At 69.1% G+C, this 14,845-nt stretch carries 13 protein-coding genes and 1 tRNA gene; 10 read left to right on the top strand and 4 right to left on the bottom strand.

Annotated features, from left to right (window positions below; genetic code table 11):
* Window positions 1-46 precede the first annotated feature (46 nt).
* The 5 genes from BLW44_RS10290 to BLW44_RS10270 are packed head-to-tail and all read left to right on the top strand — an operon-like array spanning window position 47 to window position 6,004.
* The gene (locus BLW44_RS10290) at window positions 47-1,600 is read left to right on the top strand and encodes a carboxyl transferase domain-containing protein (RefSeq protein ID WP_060925942.1); all 1,554 of its coding nucleotides are present in this window, start codon (window positions 47-49) and stop codon (window positions 1,598-1,600) included.
* Window positions 1,601-1,605: 5 nt separating this feature from the next.
* A complete protein-coding gene (locus BLW44_RS10285) occupies window positions 1,606-3,552 on the top strand; it encodes an ATP-binding protein (RefSeq protein WP_060925943.1) in 1,947 nt (648 codons plus the stop codon).
* A 2-nt stretch (window positions 3,553-3,554) separates the two neighbouring features.
* A complete protein-coding gene (locus BLW44_RS10280; RefSeq protein ID WP_060925944.1) occupies window positions 3,555-4,703 on the top strand; it encodes an acyl-CoA dehydrogenase family protein in 1,149 nt (382 codons plus the stop codon).
* Window positions 4,704-4,712: 9 nt separating this feature from the next.
* The gene (locus BLW44_RS10275; protein WP_060925945.1) at window positions 4,713-5,201 is read left to right on the top strand and encodes a MaoC family dehydratase; all 489 of its coding nucleotides are present in this window, start codon (window positions 4,713-4,715) and stop codon (window positions 5,199-5,201) included.
* On the top strand, window positions 5,198-6,004 hold the full coding sequence (locus BLW44_RS10270) for an HpcH/HpaI aldolase/citrate lyase family protein (protein WP_060925946.1): 807 nt from the start codon (window positions 5,198-5,200) through the stop codon (window positions 6,002-6,004). Before BLW44_RS10275 ends, BLW44_RS10270 begins: the two co-directional genes overlap by 4 nt.
* A 36-nt stretch (window positions 6,005-6,040) precedes the next feature.
* Here the strand turns inward: BLW44_RS10270 and BLW44_RS10265 are convergent, their stop codons facing one another.
* Window positions 6,041-6,628, bottom strand: a complete 588-nt coding sequence (locus BLW44_RS10265) for a histidine phosphatase family protein (protein WP_060925947.1) — start codon at window positions 6,626-6,628, stop codon at window positions 6,041-6,043.
* Window positions 6,625-7,464 (bottom strand): Sir2 family NAD-dependent protein deacetylase, encoded by an 840-nt coding sequence (locus BLW44_RS10260; protein WP_060925948.1) that lies wholly within the window; start codon window positions 7,462-7,464, stop codon window positions 6,625-6,627. Before BLW44_RS10260 ends, BLW44_RS10265 begins: the two co-directional genes overlap by 4 nt.
* Window positions 7,465-7,574: 110 nt before the next feature.
* Here BLW44_RS10260 and BLW44_RS10255 point away from each other — a divergent pair, with 110 nt between their 5' ends.
* Window positions 7,575-8,378 (top strand): TrmH family RNA methyltransferase, encoded by an 804-nt coding sequence (locus BLW44_RS10255; RefSeq protein WP_060925949.1) that lies wholly within the window; start codon window positions 7,575-7,577, stop codon window positions 8,376-8,378.
* A gap of 15 nt (window positions 8,379-8,393) precedes the next feature.
* Here BLW44_RS10255 and BLW44_RS10250 read toward each other — a convergent pair whose 3' ends face one another.
* Entirely contained in the window at window positions 8,394-9,242 is an 849-nt protein-coding gene (locus BLW44_RS10250) for an SGNH/GDSL hydrolase family protein (RefSeq protein ID WP_060925950.1), read from the bottom strand.
* A gap of 148 nt (window positions 9,243-9,390) precedes the next feature.
* Here BLW44_RS10250 and BLW44_RS10245 point away from each other — a divergent pair, with 148 nt between their 5' ends.
* Window positions 9,391-11,133, top strand: a complete 1,743-nt coding sequence (locus tag BLW44_RS10245) for a DEAD/DEAH box helicase (RefSeq protein ID WP_060925951.1) — start codon at window positions 9,391-9,393, stop codon at window positions 11,131-11,133.
* A gap of 122 nt (window positions 11,134-11,255) precedes the next feature.
* The gene (locus BLW44_RS10240; RefSeq protein WP_060925952.1) at window positions 11,256-12,359 is read left to right on the top strand and encodes a VIT1/CCC1 transporter family protein; all 1,104 of its coding nucleotides are present in this window, start codon (window positions 11,256-11,258) and stop codon (window positions 12,357-12,359) included.
* Between the two features lie 83 nt (window positions 12,360-12,442).
* On the opposite strand, the gene BLW44_RS10235 is transcribed toward BLW44_RS10240, so the two are convergent.
* A tRNA-Leu gene (locus BLW44_RS10235) sits at window positions 12,443-12,525 on the bottom strand.
* Between the two features lie 113 nt (window positions 12,526-12,638).
* On the opposite strand from BLW44_RS10235, the gene BLW44_RS10230 reads away from it, so the two are divergent.
* Both BLW44_RS10230 and BLW44_RS10225 read left to right on the top strand, forming a co-directional pair.
* Window positions 12,639-13,934 (top strand): M20/M25/M40 family metallo-hydrolase, encoded by a 1,296-nt coding sequence (locus BLW44_RS10230; protein WP_060925953.1) that lies wholly within the window; start codon window positions 12,639-12,641, stop codon window positions 13,932-13,934.
* 42 nt (window positions 13,935-13,976) lie between these two features.
* Complete coding sequence (locus BLW44_RS10225; protein ID WP_060925954.1) at window positions 13,977-14,801, top strand: undecaprenyl-diphosphate phosphatase; 825 nt, start codon at window positions 13,977-13,979, stop codon at window positions 14,799-14,801.
* Window positions 14,802-14,845: the final 44 nt, after the last annotated feature.

The raw sequence follows: 14,845 nt of genomic DNA, 5'->3' as shown, positions 1-14,845 counted from the left end.
CGCCAGGGCGATGTCGCCCGTGTCACGGGGTCGAGGAGGACGTCACATGCCGGCAACCCAGCGGTCTCTCGCGACGGAGCTGCGTGAGCGGCTCGCCACCGCCGCACAAGGGGGTCCTGCGGCCTCGCGCGAGCGTCACATCGGGCGGGGCAAGCTCCTTCCTCGCGACCGCGTCGCCAGGCTCCTCGACGAGGGCAGCCCGTTCATCGAGATCGCACCGCTGGCCGCAGAAGGCCTGTACGGGGGAGAGGCACCGGCCGCCGGTGTCATCGCCGGGATCGGGCTGGTGCACGGACGACATGTGATGGTCGTCTGCAACGACGCCACCGTCAAAGGCGGGACGTACTACCCGCTCACGGTGAAGAAGCACCTGAGGGCGCAGGAGATCGCCCTCGAGAACAGGCTTCCGTGCCTCTACCTCGTCGACTCGGGAGGCGCGTTCCTTCCCAAGCAGGACGAGGTCTTCCCCGACCGCGAGCACTTCGGACGGATCTTCTTCAACCAGGCGAGGATGTCGGCGGAGGGCATTCCGCAGCTCGCCGCCGTGCTCGGCTCCTGCACGGCCGGCGGCGCGTACGTCCCCGCAATGAGCGACGAGACGGTGATCGTCCGGGGGCAGGGCACCATCTTCCTCGGTGGGCCGCCCCTGGTGAAGGCCGCCATCGGAGAGATCGTGTCGGCGGAGGACCTCGGCGGAGGCGAGCTGCATGCGCGCCGCAGCGGAGTCGTCGACCATCTCGCCGAGGACGACGAGCACGCGCTCGAGATCCTGCGCGACATCGTGGCCACGCTACCCGCGCCGACCGCGCCTGCGTGGGAGGTGCACGACAGTCGGCCGCCGTCCGAGGCCGGCCCCCTGTATGACGTCGTGCCGGTCGACGTGAACGCCGCCTACGACGTGCACGAGGTGATCGTGCGTCTCATCGACCGGGACAGCTTCCGCGAGTTCAAGTCGGAGTATGGCACCACCCTGGTCACGGGGTTCGCGCGACTGCACGGGCATCCCGTCGGGATCGTGGCCAACAACGGCGTCCTGTTCAGCGAGTCGGCGCTGAAGGGCGCGCACTTCATCGAACTGTGCGATCAGCGCGGCATCCCGCTGCTCTTCCTGCAGAACATCACCGGCTTCATGGTCGGGTCCGACGCCGAGGCCGGCGGCATCGCCAAGGACGGCGCGAAGATGGTCACCGCCGTGGCGAGCACGAGGGTCCCCAAGCTCACCGTGATCATCGGAGGGTCCTTCGGCGCGGGCAACTACTCGATGTGTGGTCGTGCCTATTCACCGCGGTTCCTGTGGACCTGGCCTGCCAGTCGCATCTCGGTGATGGGCGGTGCCCAGGCGGCATCCGTCCTCGGCACAGTGAAGGACGACCAGCTCGCCGCACGCGGTGAGGGATGGAGCGCCGAGGAGCGAGCGGCGTTCGAGCAGCCGATCCGCGACCAGTACGAGACGCAGGGCGAGCCCTACTACGCCACCGCCCGACTGTGGGACGACGGCATCATCGACCCCGCAGACACCCGCGACCTGCTCGGACTCGCCCTCGACGTGATCGCCCGCAGCCCTCTGCCCGAACCGCGGTTCGGCCTCTTCCGGATGTGACCACCATGACCACGATGACCACCACGACCACCGCCGACGATCCCCGCCGATTCGAGACGATCCTGGTCGCCAATCGGGGCGAGATCGCACGACGGATCATCCGTACCCTGCGGGCGATGGGCATCCGCAGCGTCGCCGTCTACAGCGATGCGGATGCCGAGGCGCCCCATGTCAGAGAGGCGGATGATGCGGTTCGGATCGGCGCGGCACCCGCAGCCGAGTCGTACCTCGACATCGACGCCGTGATCGCCGCCGCACGCACCACCGGGGCGCAGGCCATCCACCCCGGCTACGGCTTCCTGTCCGAGAGCGTCGGCCTCGCCGAGGCCTGCGCCGAGAGCGACATCGTATTCATCGGCCCCTCGGTGCAGGCCCTTCAGATCATGGGCGACAAAGCCAAGGCCCGCGACCACGTCGTGCGCTCCGGCGTGCCCGTGGTGCCCGGTTTCGATGCGCGCGGGCTCTCGGATGCCGAGGTCGCCGATGAGGCGGCCGCCGTAGGCTTCCCCCTGCTGGTCAAGCCGAGCGCGGGCGGGGGCGGCAAGGGCATGGAGGTCGTCGGCGACGCTTCGGGCCTCGACGCGGCGCTGGCGTCGGCCCGACGGGTTGCGATCTCCGCCTTCGGCGACGACGCCTTGATCCTCGAGCGGCTGATCCGTCGGCCCCGGCACATCGAGGTCCAGGTCTTCGGCGACGTGCACGGGACGGTGATCGCCCTCGGCGAGCGCGAGTGCACGCTGCAGCGACGCCACCAGAAGGTCATCGAGGAGGCGCCGTCCGCTGGGATCCCGGAGAGCACCAGAGATCGCCTGCTCGCCGCAGCCGTCCAGGCGGCGGAGAGCGTGTCGTACGTGGGTGCAGGCACGGTGGAGTTCCTGCTCGACGCCGACGCTCCCGACCAGATCTTCTTCATCGAGATGAACACCCGTCTGCAGGTCGAGCACCCCGTCACCGAGGAGGTGACCGGCCTCGACCTCGTCGCGCTGCAGATCCGTGTCGCAGCAGGCGGTCGACTCGATCCGGCGCCGCAGGTGCGCGGGCATGCGATCGAGGCCCGCGTGTACGCGGAGTCCCCGACTCGCGGGTTCCTCCCTTCCACAGGGCGGGTGCTCCTGTTCGATCCTCCCGCGGGGGTGCGGGTGGATGCGGCCGTGGAGACCGGATCGGAGGTCACCGGGTTCTACGATCCGATGATCGCCAAGATCGTCGCCGTGGCCGAGGACAGGCCCACGGCGCTGCGGTATCTGGATGACGCCCTCGCTCGCACCGTCGTGCTCGGAGTGGACACGAACATCGCGTTCCTCCGTCAGCTCTGCGCCGACGAGCGGGTCGTCGCGGGCGACCTCGACACCGGTCTCATCGAGACGCTGCTGCCCCTGCCCGTGGAGGCGCCGACCCCGTCGATGCTCGTCGCGGCACGAGAGCATCTCCGGCACCAGGACCCGAACCGCCGGACAGAGGCCGCGCATCGTCTTGCGACCCGCGCCGGCGGGGTCTGGAGCACGCTCGCCCTGGCGACGTACCCGGACACTTCGTTCCTCACGGATCAGGGCGAGGTGCTGGACGCCCCTTCTGCAGCGCCTGCGAGCGACCGCGGAGCCGTGGCGACCGACGCCGACGGTGACATCTGGGTCAGCGAGAGTGGTCGCACCGAGCGTCTCCGGCCGCTGGACCGCCGGGGACGGATGCTGCACCGGCTCTCCGCGCAGGGCGAGCGCGAGAGCTCGCATGGTCCGGAGGCGCGCGCGCCGATGCCAGGCAGCGTGGTCGCCGTGCATGTGCGCGACGGCGAGACGGTGACAGCGGGCACGCCGCTGGTCTCGATCGAGGCGATGAAGATGGAGCACCCGGTGCTCGCACCCCACGACGGCGCCGTGCAGCTCACGGTGGCTCTGGGTGACCAGGTGAGGCGCGATCAGACGGTCGCGCGGATCTCGACGGAGGAGAAGTGATCATGGAACAGCTGACCGATGAGGAGCGCGAGCTCGCCGCGATGGTGCGGGACTTCGCCGACACGGTCGTCGCACCGCAGGCGTATGAGGCCGACCGCACGCACACCCTGTCGATGGACGTGGTCGCGCAGATGGGGGACCTCGGCCTGTTCGGGTTGCCGTTCCCCGAGGAGTACGGCGGGCAGGGCGGCGACTACATGGCGCTGGGCATCGCGATCGAAGCACTCGGGCGTGTCGACCAGTCCATCGCCATCACCCTCGAGGCCGGTGTGAGTCTCGGCGCCATGCCCGTGTTCCGCTTCGGCACCGAGGAGCAGAAGCGCGAGTACCTACCCGATCTCCTCGCCGGCCGGGCGCTGGCGGGCTTCGGCCTCACCGAGCCGGAGGCGGGGAGCGACGCGGGAGCGACGAGGACGACGGCCCGCCGCGAGGGCGAGGAGTGGGTGATCGACGGTTCGAAGCAGTTCATCACCAACTCCGGCACGCCCATCACACGATTCGTCACGGTGACGGCAGTGACCGGCGTCGAGAACGGGCGCAAGCAGATCTCGACCATCATCGTCCCCAACGGCACTGCGGGCTTCACGGTCGAGGCGCCGTACGACAAGGTCGGGTGGAACGCCTCCGACACGCATCCGCTGACCTTCGAGGGTGCGCGCGTTCCGGCGGGCAACCTCCTGGGAGCCGAGGGGAGCGGGTTCCGCAACTTCCTCAGCATCCTCGACGAGGGGCGGATCGCGATCGCCGCGCTGTCGACCGGTGCGGCGGAGGGCTGCCTCGAGGCCGCCGTCGAGTACGCGAAGAGTCGCACAATTTTCGGCAGCGCGCTGAGTACGCGCCAGAATGCGCAGTTCACCCTCGCGAGGATGCGGGCGCGTGTGCACACATCGCGGCTCGCCTGGCATCACGCGGCCCGTCTTCGCGACGCGGGGCGGCCCTTCGCCGAGCAGGCAGCCATCGCCAAGCTCGTCGCGGGGGAGGCGGCGATGGACAACGCCAGGGACGCGACCCAGATCTTCGGGGGCAACGGCTTCATGAACGAGTTCCCCGTCGCGCGTCACTACCGCGACTCGAAGATCCTCGAGATCGGCGAGGGCACTACCGAGGTGCAGCTGCTGGTGATCGCTCGTGCCCTGGGCCTCGCCGGGTAGCGTGGCAGCATGAGCGCGCACGACATCGTCCAGCGAGGACTCTACTTCGAGGAGTTCATCCCGGACGCCCGCTACCTGCATCGGCCTGGCCGCACGGCGACGGAGGCGGACAACGTCTTCTTCACCACTCTGACGATGAACACGCAGGCGCTTCACCTCGACGCGGCCTTCGCCGAGGCGCAGGCACCGTTCCACCGCCGCCTGATCAACTCGATGTGGACGCTGTCGACCATGGTCGGAGCCTCCGTCGCGCAGCTCACCCAGGGCACCCTGGTGGCGCAGCTCGGCTTCGGAGACATCACCTTCCCGCATCCGCTGTACGCCGGAGACACCCTCTATACCGAGAGCGTGATCGTCGAGAAGCGGCTGTCGTCGTCTCGGCCGGGGCAGGGGATCGTCACGATCGCCCACACCGGTCGGACGCAGGATGATGTCGTCGTGGCCACGGCCACTCGCTCGGTGCTCGTGCACTGCCTGCCGAAGGACGGCGAGGCATGATGTTCGCGCTCGGACCTGCACTGCTGTTCTGCCCCGCCGATCGCCCGGAGCGCTTCCGTGGCGCGCTCGAGAAGGCGGACGCCGTCATCCTCGACCTGGAGGACGCGGTGCTGCCAGACGCCAAGGCGGCCGCGAGGGGCAATCTCATCGACGCGGACCTGGATCCGGATCGTGTCATCGTCCGCGTGACCGCCCCGGGCACTCAGGACTTCGTATCCGATCTCTCGACTCTCGCGCAGACCGACTTCCGCACCGTCATGGTGGCCAAGACGGAGAGTGCCGAGAGCCTCACTGCCTTCGACGAACGGTTCTCGCTCGTCGCGCTCTGCGAGACGGCACGGGGGATCCACGCCGCGGATCGCATCGCCGCACACCCGCAGGTCGTGGCGATGATGTGGGGCGCGGAGGACCTGGTCGCCTCGCTCGGCGGCACGTCGAGCCGCACCTCGGCAGGCGGCTACCGCGATGTCGCGCGCTACGCGCGCTCGCGCGTGCTCGTCGAGTCGGGCGCGCACGGCAAAGCGGCCATCGACGCGGTGCACCTCGACATAGAGGACACCGCCGGGCTGCAGGTCGAGGCGGAGGATGCTGCCGCCTCCGGGTTCGCGGCGACGGCCTGCATCCATCCGAGTCAGGTCGCGGTGATCAGGGCGGCCTACGCCCCGGATGCCGCAACCGTCGACTGGGCGCGCGCGGTGCTTGCCGCCGCGGAGTCCGAGCGCGGGGTGTTCCGCTTCGAGGGACGCATGGTCGACGAGCCCGTGCTCCGACACGCACGCTCGGTGCTCAGCAGCAGTCGCTGAGTCGCTGAGCCGGTGCACGAGCCCTTCAGGGCCGAATCAGACCAGGACGAACTGATCCAACAGCCGGAGCGTTCCCTGCGAGATCTCGAACCGATGCGCCGACCCGTTGGCGATCTGATCGCCAGAGCGGGGGAGGGTGCCGCCCGAGACGTGATCGATGAGGGCACGGATCACGCCTCCGTGCGCCACCACGACCACGGACTCGGCGAGCGGAGTCGAACGTCGGCGAGAGTCGCGGGCGACGGCGTCGAGTGCGCGCAGCGAGCGCTCGGCGACGTCCTCGAGCGTCTCGGCTCCGGGAACGGCAGCTCGCCAGCCGCCGTAGGCCTCCATGTACTCCGACACGAGCATCCCCTCGCCCTCGCCGAACTCGCGCTCGCGGACGTCCGGCACCACCACCGGTGCTCCGAGGCCGAGTTCTGCCGAGATGATCTCCGCGGTCTCGCTAGCCCGCAGGAGCGGGCTCGAGTAGATCGCGTGATGGGTGACTCCCGCGAGGGCAGCCGCGGCGGTCAGGGCGTCGGCTCGACCCGTCTCGTTCAGCGGGATGTCGGTGGAGCCCTGGATGCGGCGGGCGAGGTTCCAGTCGGTCTGGCCGTGGCGGACGAGGGTGATCAGCGTCATGCGAGGAGCTCCTGAAGGGCCGGCAGCACATCGCTGGTGCCTGCGGCGATGGTGACATCGGCCCAGACATCCGCGCGGGTCGGCTCGCGGTTGATGATGATGAGTGGGATGCTGCGCCGCCGGGCGCGCTCCACCAGTCGGACGCCGGAGTTCACGACGAGCGAGGACCCGGCCACGATCATCGCGTCGCTCGCCCTGAGCAGCGACTCGGCCGCCTTGAAGCGGCCCTGGGGCACGTACTCGCCGAAGAAGACGACGTCGGGCTTCAGCATCCCTTCGCACACCGTGCAGACCGGGACGACGAAACCCTCGGTGCTCTCGGGGAGCACGTCACCGTCCGGTGCCAGCGCCACGTTCTCGGGCACCGTGATCCAGGGGTTGCGCTCCTCGATCTGCACGGCGATGTCGCGACGGTCGAACACCTGGCCGCAGTGCAGGCACAGGACTCGACGCATCGTGCCGTGCACCTCGATGACGTGCGCGCTGCCGGCGCGGAGGTGCAGGCCATCGACGTTCTGGGTGATGACACCGCTGACCTGGCCGGAAGCCTCCATCGCCGCGAGCGACAGATGCCCGGGGTTCGGCTCGGCCTGGGCGAACGCGCGCCAGCCGAGATGGCCACCGACCCAGTAGCGACGTCTTGCCGCCTCGTCGCCGAGGTAGCGCTGGATGGTCATGGGATCGGACCTGGTGCGCGCGCCTTCGCCGCGGTAGGCGGGGATCCCCGAGTCGGTCGAGATCCCGGCCCCGGTGAGGAGGGCGATCCTGCGTCCGCGCAGGAGTTCGGCGGTGCGAGCGATGGTGGTCGACAGCTCGACCGGACTCGATGCGCTCACAGGACCTCCCTGAGCGAGTCTACGGCGTGCTCGATGCGGCGGATGCTCGCGGGTGGCGGGGTGAGGGAGGCGGGGGAGTCGTGCCAGCGCGCGATGGCAGACTGGGCCTCGTGGACCTGCAGCGCGTGACGAATCCGGATGATCGACGACTCGACGACTACCGGGCGCTCACCGACACCGCGTTGCGCACCGTGACGGATCCGGCCGGCGGCCTGTACATCGCCGAGTCGACCAAGGTGATCGCACGCGCCGTGGCGGCCGGCCACCGACCCCGCTCGGTCCTCGTGCAGGAGCGTCGGGTGGATGACATCCGAGCGATCGTCGGCGACCTGGACGTACCGGTGTACATCGTCCCGGACGAGGTGGCCGAGTCCGTGACCGGATTCGCCGTGCACCGAGGAACGATCGCGTCGATGCACAGGCCGCAGCTGCCGACGGTGCGAGAGGTCCTCGAGGGCGCGCGGCTGGTGCTGATCCTCGAGAACGTCGGCGACCACACGAACGTCGGAGCCGCATTCCGAGCGGCCGCGGGCCTCGGCGCTGATGCGGTGCTGGTGTCGCCAGGGGGAGCGGATCCGCTCTACCGCCGCAGCGTCCGCGTCAGCATGGGGACCGTCTTCCAGGTGCCGTGGACCCGCATCGCGGACTGGGAGTCTGCCGTCGCCGACCTTCACGCCGCGGGGTTCGATGTCGCAGCCCTCGCTCTGCGCGACGACGCGGTGACGCTCGATGCCTACGTCGCCGACCGTCCGGAGCGCGTCGCCCTCGTCATGGGTTCAGAGGGCGACGGGCTCTCGCGCACCGCGCTCGACAGTGCAGACACGGTCGTGACGATCCCGATGTCCGGGGGCGTCGACTCACTGAACGTCGCCTCCGCGGCGGCGGTCGCACTATGGGCGCTCAGCACCAGCTGAGTCGCCCCGCGCTCGTCAGTCGGTCGGCGGGAAGACGACAGGCGACGGCTCAGGACGCTTGGCCACCACGTGGTCGCCGGAGGACTGGTGCCGCAGGCGCCGCAGCACCCACGGGACGAGGTGCTCCCTGGCCCACCCGAGATCCTCGGAGCGGGCCTCGCGCCAGGTCCGCATCGGCAGCGGTTCCGGCTGCATCGATTCGAGGTCGTTGGGCACGTTGAGCGCGCGCAGCGCCATCCTGGCCACCTCGTGATGACCGAGCGAGTTGTAGTGCAGCCGGTCGTCGTCGAAGAAGCGCATGTCCTGCACGACCTTGAGCGCCCACTGGTCGGCGACGACGCAGTCATAGCGCTCGGCAATCGCCCTGACGTTCTCGTTGTAGATCGCGACCTTGCCGCGGAAGGCACGGAACACGGGGGTGAATCCGGTGTCGATCCCGGTGAAGAGCAGCACGGTGGCGCCCGTCGAGGAGAGGCGCGCGACGGCATCCTCCAGCTGCGACGCGATGGCGTCCGGATCGGTGCCGGGGCGGATGACGTCGTTGCCGCCGGCGCAGATCGAGACGAGATCGGGATGCAGTGCGACCGCCGGCTCGATCTGATCGCGCACGATCTGCGCGATCAGCTTGCCGCGCACTGCGAGGTTCGCGTACGCGAAGTCGTCGACCTGACGTGAGAGCACCTCGGCGACGCGGTCGGCCCAGCCGCGGTGGCTGCCGGGGCGGGAGGGGTCTGGGTCGCCGATGCCCTCGGTGAACGAATCCCCGATGGCGACGAAGCGCCGCCAGGGGTGCGCGCTCTCGTTGTCCGGGCGTGCACTCGCATCGTCGGAATGCGGGGTCCGGGTCGAATCCTGGTCTGTCATCCGGCTCTCCTTCGCGAACGAGCGCGACGCATCGACGGCGGTCGCGCAGTGACAGAGCCTAGTCGCTCCTGGGCCCGCAGGGCGCAGACGCGCGCGGGTCGTCGTGAGCGTGCGCACAGTGTCTGCGGCACCGTTTATCGTTGAGTCGATGCTTTCTCCGTCCTTCCCGCAACGCGCCCCGTGGGGAACCGCGAACAAGCTGCGCGCCTGGCAGCAGGAGGCGCTCGAACAGTACTTCCAGGCCGACCAGCGCGACTTCCTCGTCGCCGCCACTCCCGGTGCAGGCAAGACGACCTTCGCCCTGACCCTCGCGGTCGAGCTCATGCGCATGGGCGAGATCAACCGGATCATCGTGGTCGCCCCGACCGAGCATCTCAAGACGCAGTGGGCCGACGCGGCGGCGCGCGTGCACATCCGTCTCGACCCTCGCTTCCGCAACAGTCACTGGGCTCCGGCTCGGCACTATCACGGTGCGGTCGTGACGTATGCGCAGGTCGCAGCCAAGTCGTCCGTGCACCGCCATCTGACCGAAGACGCCAAGACCCTGGTGATCCTCGACGAGGTCCACCACGGTGGCGACGCGCTCAGCTGGGGTGACGCGATCCGAGACGCGTACGGGCCGGCGAAACGCCGCCTCCTGCTCTCGGGCACGCCGTTCCGCAGTGACACGGCGCCGATCCCGTTCGTCGAGTACCACCCCGACGAATCCGGTGCCCGCATCTCCCGCACCGACTACAACTACGGCTACGGGCGAGCGCTGGCAGACGGCGTCGTGCGCCCCGTGCTCTTCCATATGTACGCAGGCAAGATGCGCTGGCGGACGAGCACCGGAGACGAGCTCGAGACGCATCTCGGACAGGACAACACCAAGGACGTCACCTCCCAGGCCTGGCGCACGGCGCTCGACCCCGAGGGGGAGTGGATGCCGGCCGTGCTCTCGGCCGCAGACCGCCGCCTCACCGAGATCCGCCACCACGTGCCGGATGCGGGAGGACTCGTCCTGGCGACCGACCAGACCGTCGCGCGTGCCTATGCCAAGATCCTGCACAGCATCACGGGCCAGCAGCCGACCATCGTGCTCTCCGACGATGCGACGGCCTCGGAGCGGATCGAGAAGTTCAGCGCCAGCGAGGACCGCTGGATGGTGGCCGTCCGAATGGTGTCGGAGGGGGTCGACGTGCCCCGCCTCGCCGTCGGCGTCTATGCCACGTCGTCATCCACTCCGCTCTTCTTCGCCCAGGCCATCGGGCGTTTCGTGCGTGCGCGCCGCCGCGGTGAGGCCGCCAGCGTCTTCCTGCCGCAGGTCCCGGTGCTCATGGGGCTCGCGAACGAGATGGACAAGCAGCGCGACCATGCGCTCGACCGTCAGTCGAAGGACGACGACGGACTCGAGGACTCGCTGCTCGAGTCTGCGAACCGCGAGGACGACGCCTCCGACGCGCTCACGCAGGAGTTCAGCTATCAGGCGCTGTCCTCCGTCGCCCACTTCGACCGCGTGGTGTTCGAGGGGCAGGAGTTCGGCCAGCTCGCCGAGCCTGGCACGCCGGAGGAGGAGGAGTTCATCGGGTTCCCCGGGCTCCTCGAGCCCGAGCACGTGCACGAGCTCCTGATGCAGCGCCAGGCGCGCCAGACGCGGCTTCGCGAGACGCGTGAAGCCGAAGCCGGACCCACCGAGACGACGACGCTGCCCGCGCCGCTGCACCGCACGCTGCGTGAGCAGCGTCAGCTTCTGAACAGCCTCGTCGGACTGTATGCGCGCCAGAAGGGCGAGCCACACGGTGCCGTGCATGCCGAACTGCGTCGGATCTGCGGTGGGCCAGCGGTGGCGCAGGCGACGGTCACCCAGCTGCAGTCGCGGATCGACGTGCTCCGCAAACGCGTACGCTCCTGACGCTGATCGGGTTCGGAAACCCGAAAAGCTGGCAATACTGCTCCCGATGCGACCGCGGGGTGCGCCCGAAGCTAGCGTGGAACGGTTGCCCCGAGACTGGGGAGAATCGATCAGGAGAAGCCATGACAGCCCCCGCTGCCGCAGAGCCGACCGCCGCAGACCGCCGCCGCTGGGCACGCTATCTCGTCGAGGAGCGCGCCGAAGGTTCGGTATACCAGAAGCTCGCGAACCGTCGTTCGGGTGAAGAGCGGGAGATCCTGCTCAGCCTGGCCGACGCCGAGCGACGCCATGAGCAACACTGGCTCGATCTGCTCGGCGCAGAGCCTGTGAGACTGCCGAGCGCCGGCATCCGCTCCCGGCTCCTCGGCTGGATGGCCGGACGGTTCGGCTCGATCTTCGTGCTCGCCCTCGCGCAGAGCGCGGAGGCACGTTCCCCCTACGACGCCGAGCAGTACGCGACCCCGGCCATGCGCGCCGACGAGAAGGTCCACTACGAGGTCGTCCGGGGGCTGGCCGCTCGCGGACGACGACGTCTGTCCGGTTCCTTCCGCGCGGCTGTGTTCGGTGCCAACGACGGACTGGTGAGCAACCTCGCCCTCGTCCTGGGCATCGGAGCCACCGGTGTCAGTTCCGGTTTCGTCCTGTTCAGCGGAATCGCGGGTCTCTTGGCCGGCGCGCTATCGATGGGGGCGGGGGAGTTCGTGTCGGTCCGCTCGCAGCGTGAGCTGCTGGCCGCGACCGAGGCGAACGAGGACGCCGCGGCGTCTGCAGCCGACCTGGACATCGACGAGAACGAGCTCGCGCTCGTGTATCGGGCGCGCGGCATCGATCCTACCGAAGCCCTGGAGCGGGCCAGGAGGATCGTGGCCGCCGCGCGCGCGGGTGTCGAGAAGACCGTGACGGGTCCCGTCCACATCCATGCGCACGCCGGGGACGACCATGAGATCGTCGGCAGCGACTGGACGGCTGCGATCTCGAGCTTCCTGCTGTTCGCCTCCGGGGCGATCATCCCGGTGCTCCCGTGGATCTTCGGTCTCGACGGTGCGACCGCCGTCGTCGTCGCCCTCGTGCTCGTCGGGATCGCCCTGCTGTCCACCGGTGCGATGGTCGGCATCCTGTCGGGCGGCCCGCCGCTGCGACGTGCCCTCCGTCAGCTCGCGATCGGCTTCGGCGCCGCGGCCATCACCTACGTCCTCGGACTGGTTTTCGGAGTCGGCGCCGTCTGACGAGAACGGTCCGGAGTACAGAGGGTCCGCAGATGCAAGAAGCCCCGGAGCTCCTGAGTGATCAGGAGCTCCGGGGCTGTCTGTGCGCGGAGGGGGACTTGAACCCCCACGCCCTTACGGGCACTACGACCTCAACGTAGCGCGTCTACCATTCCGCCACCCGCGCAGGTGTTGGATGCTCGTTGCCGAACGAAGATTTACATTAGCACGGGGATCACGGCTCCCCGAAACCGACGCCGCCGCCCGGGCGCGCCACGGCGCTTCGATAGCCTGGAGCACATGACTGACCCCTCCCTTCCCGAGGTCGTGCGCATCGCGAGCGATCTGATCCGCTTCGACACCTCCAACTTCGGCGGCGGCAACGCGAAGGGCGAGCGGGAGGCGGCGGAGTACGTCGGCGCGTTCCTGGAGGGGCTGGGCCTGAGCGTTGAGTACTACGAGCCGATCCCGCGCCGCACGAACGTGATGGCGCGCGTCCCGGGTCGTGACCCGGAGAAGCCCGCGCTGGTCGTCCACGGGCACCTCGACGTCGTACCGGCAATGGCCGAGGACTGGACCGTCGATCCCTTCGCCGGCATCGTGAAGGACGGGATGCTGTGGGGTCGCGGCGCCGTCGACATGAAGAACATGAACGCGATGATCCTGACCGCCGTTGCCGACATCCTGCGTGCCGGCGAGCAGCCGGAGCGAGACCTCATCCTCGCGTTCTTCGCCGACGAGGAGAACGGCGGAGTCGAGGGCTCGGCGCTCGTCGTCCAGAACCGCCCTGAGTGGTTCGAAGGCGCCACCGAGGCGATCAGCGAGGTCGGCGGCTACTCGATCACCGTAGATGACCGCCGCGCCTATCTGCTCCAGGTGGGGGAGAAGGCGATGATCTGGATCCGTCTCATCGCGAAGGGCCGGGCCGGCCACGGCAGTCGCCTGCACGACGACAACGCCGTCACCAAGTTGGCGGAGGCGGTGGCCGCCATCGGCCGCACCCGCTGGCCACTGCGGCTCACACCGACCACCGAGGCGCTCCTGGCGGGTCTGAGCGACCTCACCGGCAGATCCGTCGACGATCCGGATGCACTCGCCGCGGCCGCCGGTCCCGCCGAGGCATTCCTCCGATCGTCCTTCCGGACGACCACGAACCCCACCGCGCTCACTGCCGGGTACAAGCACAACGTGATCCCGGAGCGGGCTGAGGCGCTGATCGACGTGCGCGTGATTCCAGGCACCGAGGACGACGTCCTGGAGGAGCTCCGTCAGATCGTGGGACCGGACATCGAGATCGAGACGGTCGTCCGCGACATCGGGATGGAGACGCCGTTCGAGGGCGACCTCGTCGAGGCGATGGTCGCGAGTCTGGGGCGACACGACCCCGGCGTGCCGGTGATCCCGTACCTCTTGGGGGCAGGCACCGACAACAAGGCACTGGCCTACCTCGACATCACCGGCTACGGCTTCGCGCCCCTGCGGCTGCCCGCGGACCTCGACTTCACGGGCATGTTCCACGGAGTCGACGAGCGCGTACCCGTAGAATCGCTTGTCTTCGGTCAGCGGGTGCTGGCCGAACTGCTGCGCACGTACTGAGCTGTCGGCTCGCGTCCGCACCACGAATCAGAAAGCTCCTCCATGCACCTGCTCGAAGCGCTCATCCTCGGTGTCGTCCAAGGCCTCACCGAATTCCTGCCGATCTCCTCCAGCGCACATCTGCGGATCCTCGGGACGTTCCTGCCCTCGGGCGAGGACCCCGGAGCCGCATTCACCGCGATCACGCAGATCGGCACGGAGGCCGCGGTCGTCGTGTTCTTCTGGCGCGACATCGTGCGCATCATCGCGCAGTGGTTCCGCTCGCTGGCCGGAAAGGTGCCGCGCAGCGATCCGGACGCCCGGATGGGCTGGATGATCATCATCGGCAGCATCCCGATCGTGGTGCTCGGGCTGCTCTTCCAGGACCAGATCGAGACGGTCTTCCGCTCGCTCTGGATCGTCGCGATCATGCTCATCGTCTTCGGCATCCTGCTCGGCATCGCCGACCACGTCGGCGCGAAGCGTCGCAGGCTCGACCAGCTCACCTACCCGCACGGAATCGCCTACGGCTTCGCGCAGGCGCTCTCGCTGATCCCCGGAGTGTCACGCTCCGGTGGAACGATCACGATGGGGCTCTTCCTCGGCTACGAGCGTGCCGCCGCCGCGCGCTACGCGTTCCTGCTCGCGATCCCCGCCGTGTTCGGCAGCGGTTTCTACCAGGTCTTCAAGAGCTGGGACCAGCCGTCGTTCTTCTCGTTCGGCGACACGCTCGCGGCCACCGGCATCGCCTTCGTGGTGGCGCTCGGAGTCATCGCCTTCTTCATGAACTACATCTCGAAGCGCAGCTTCCTGCCGTTCGTGATCTACCGCATCCTGCTCGGCACGGTGCTGCTGGTGCTGCTGGGCACGGGAGTCATCGCAGCCTGAGCGATCTCGCCGCCCGGACCGTGGCGGAACCGCGTCCGCGTCAG

The organism is Microbacterium hydrocarbonoxydans (assembly GCF_900105205.1).
GTDB classification, from domain to species: domain Bacteria; phylum Actinomycetota; class Actinomycetes; order Actinomycetales; family Microbacteriaceae; genus Microbacterium; species Microbacterium hydrocarbonoxydans.
The sequence above is the reverse complement of the archived record's forward strand: the minus strand, read 5'-3'. Positions and strand labels throughout refer to the sequence as shown.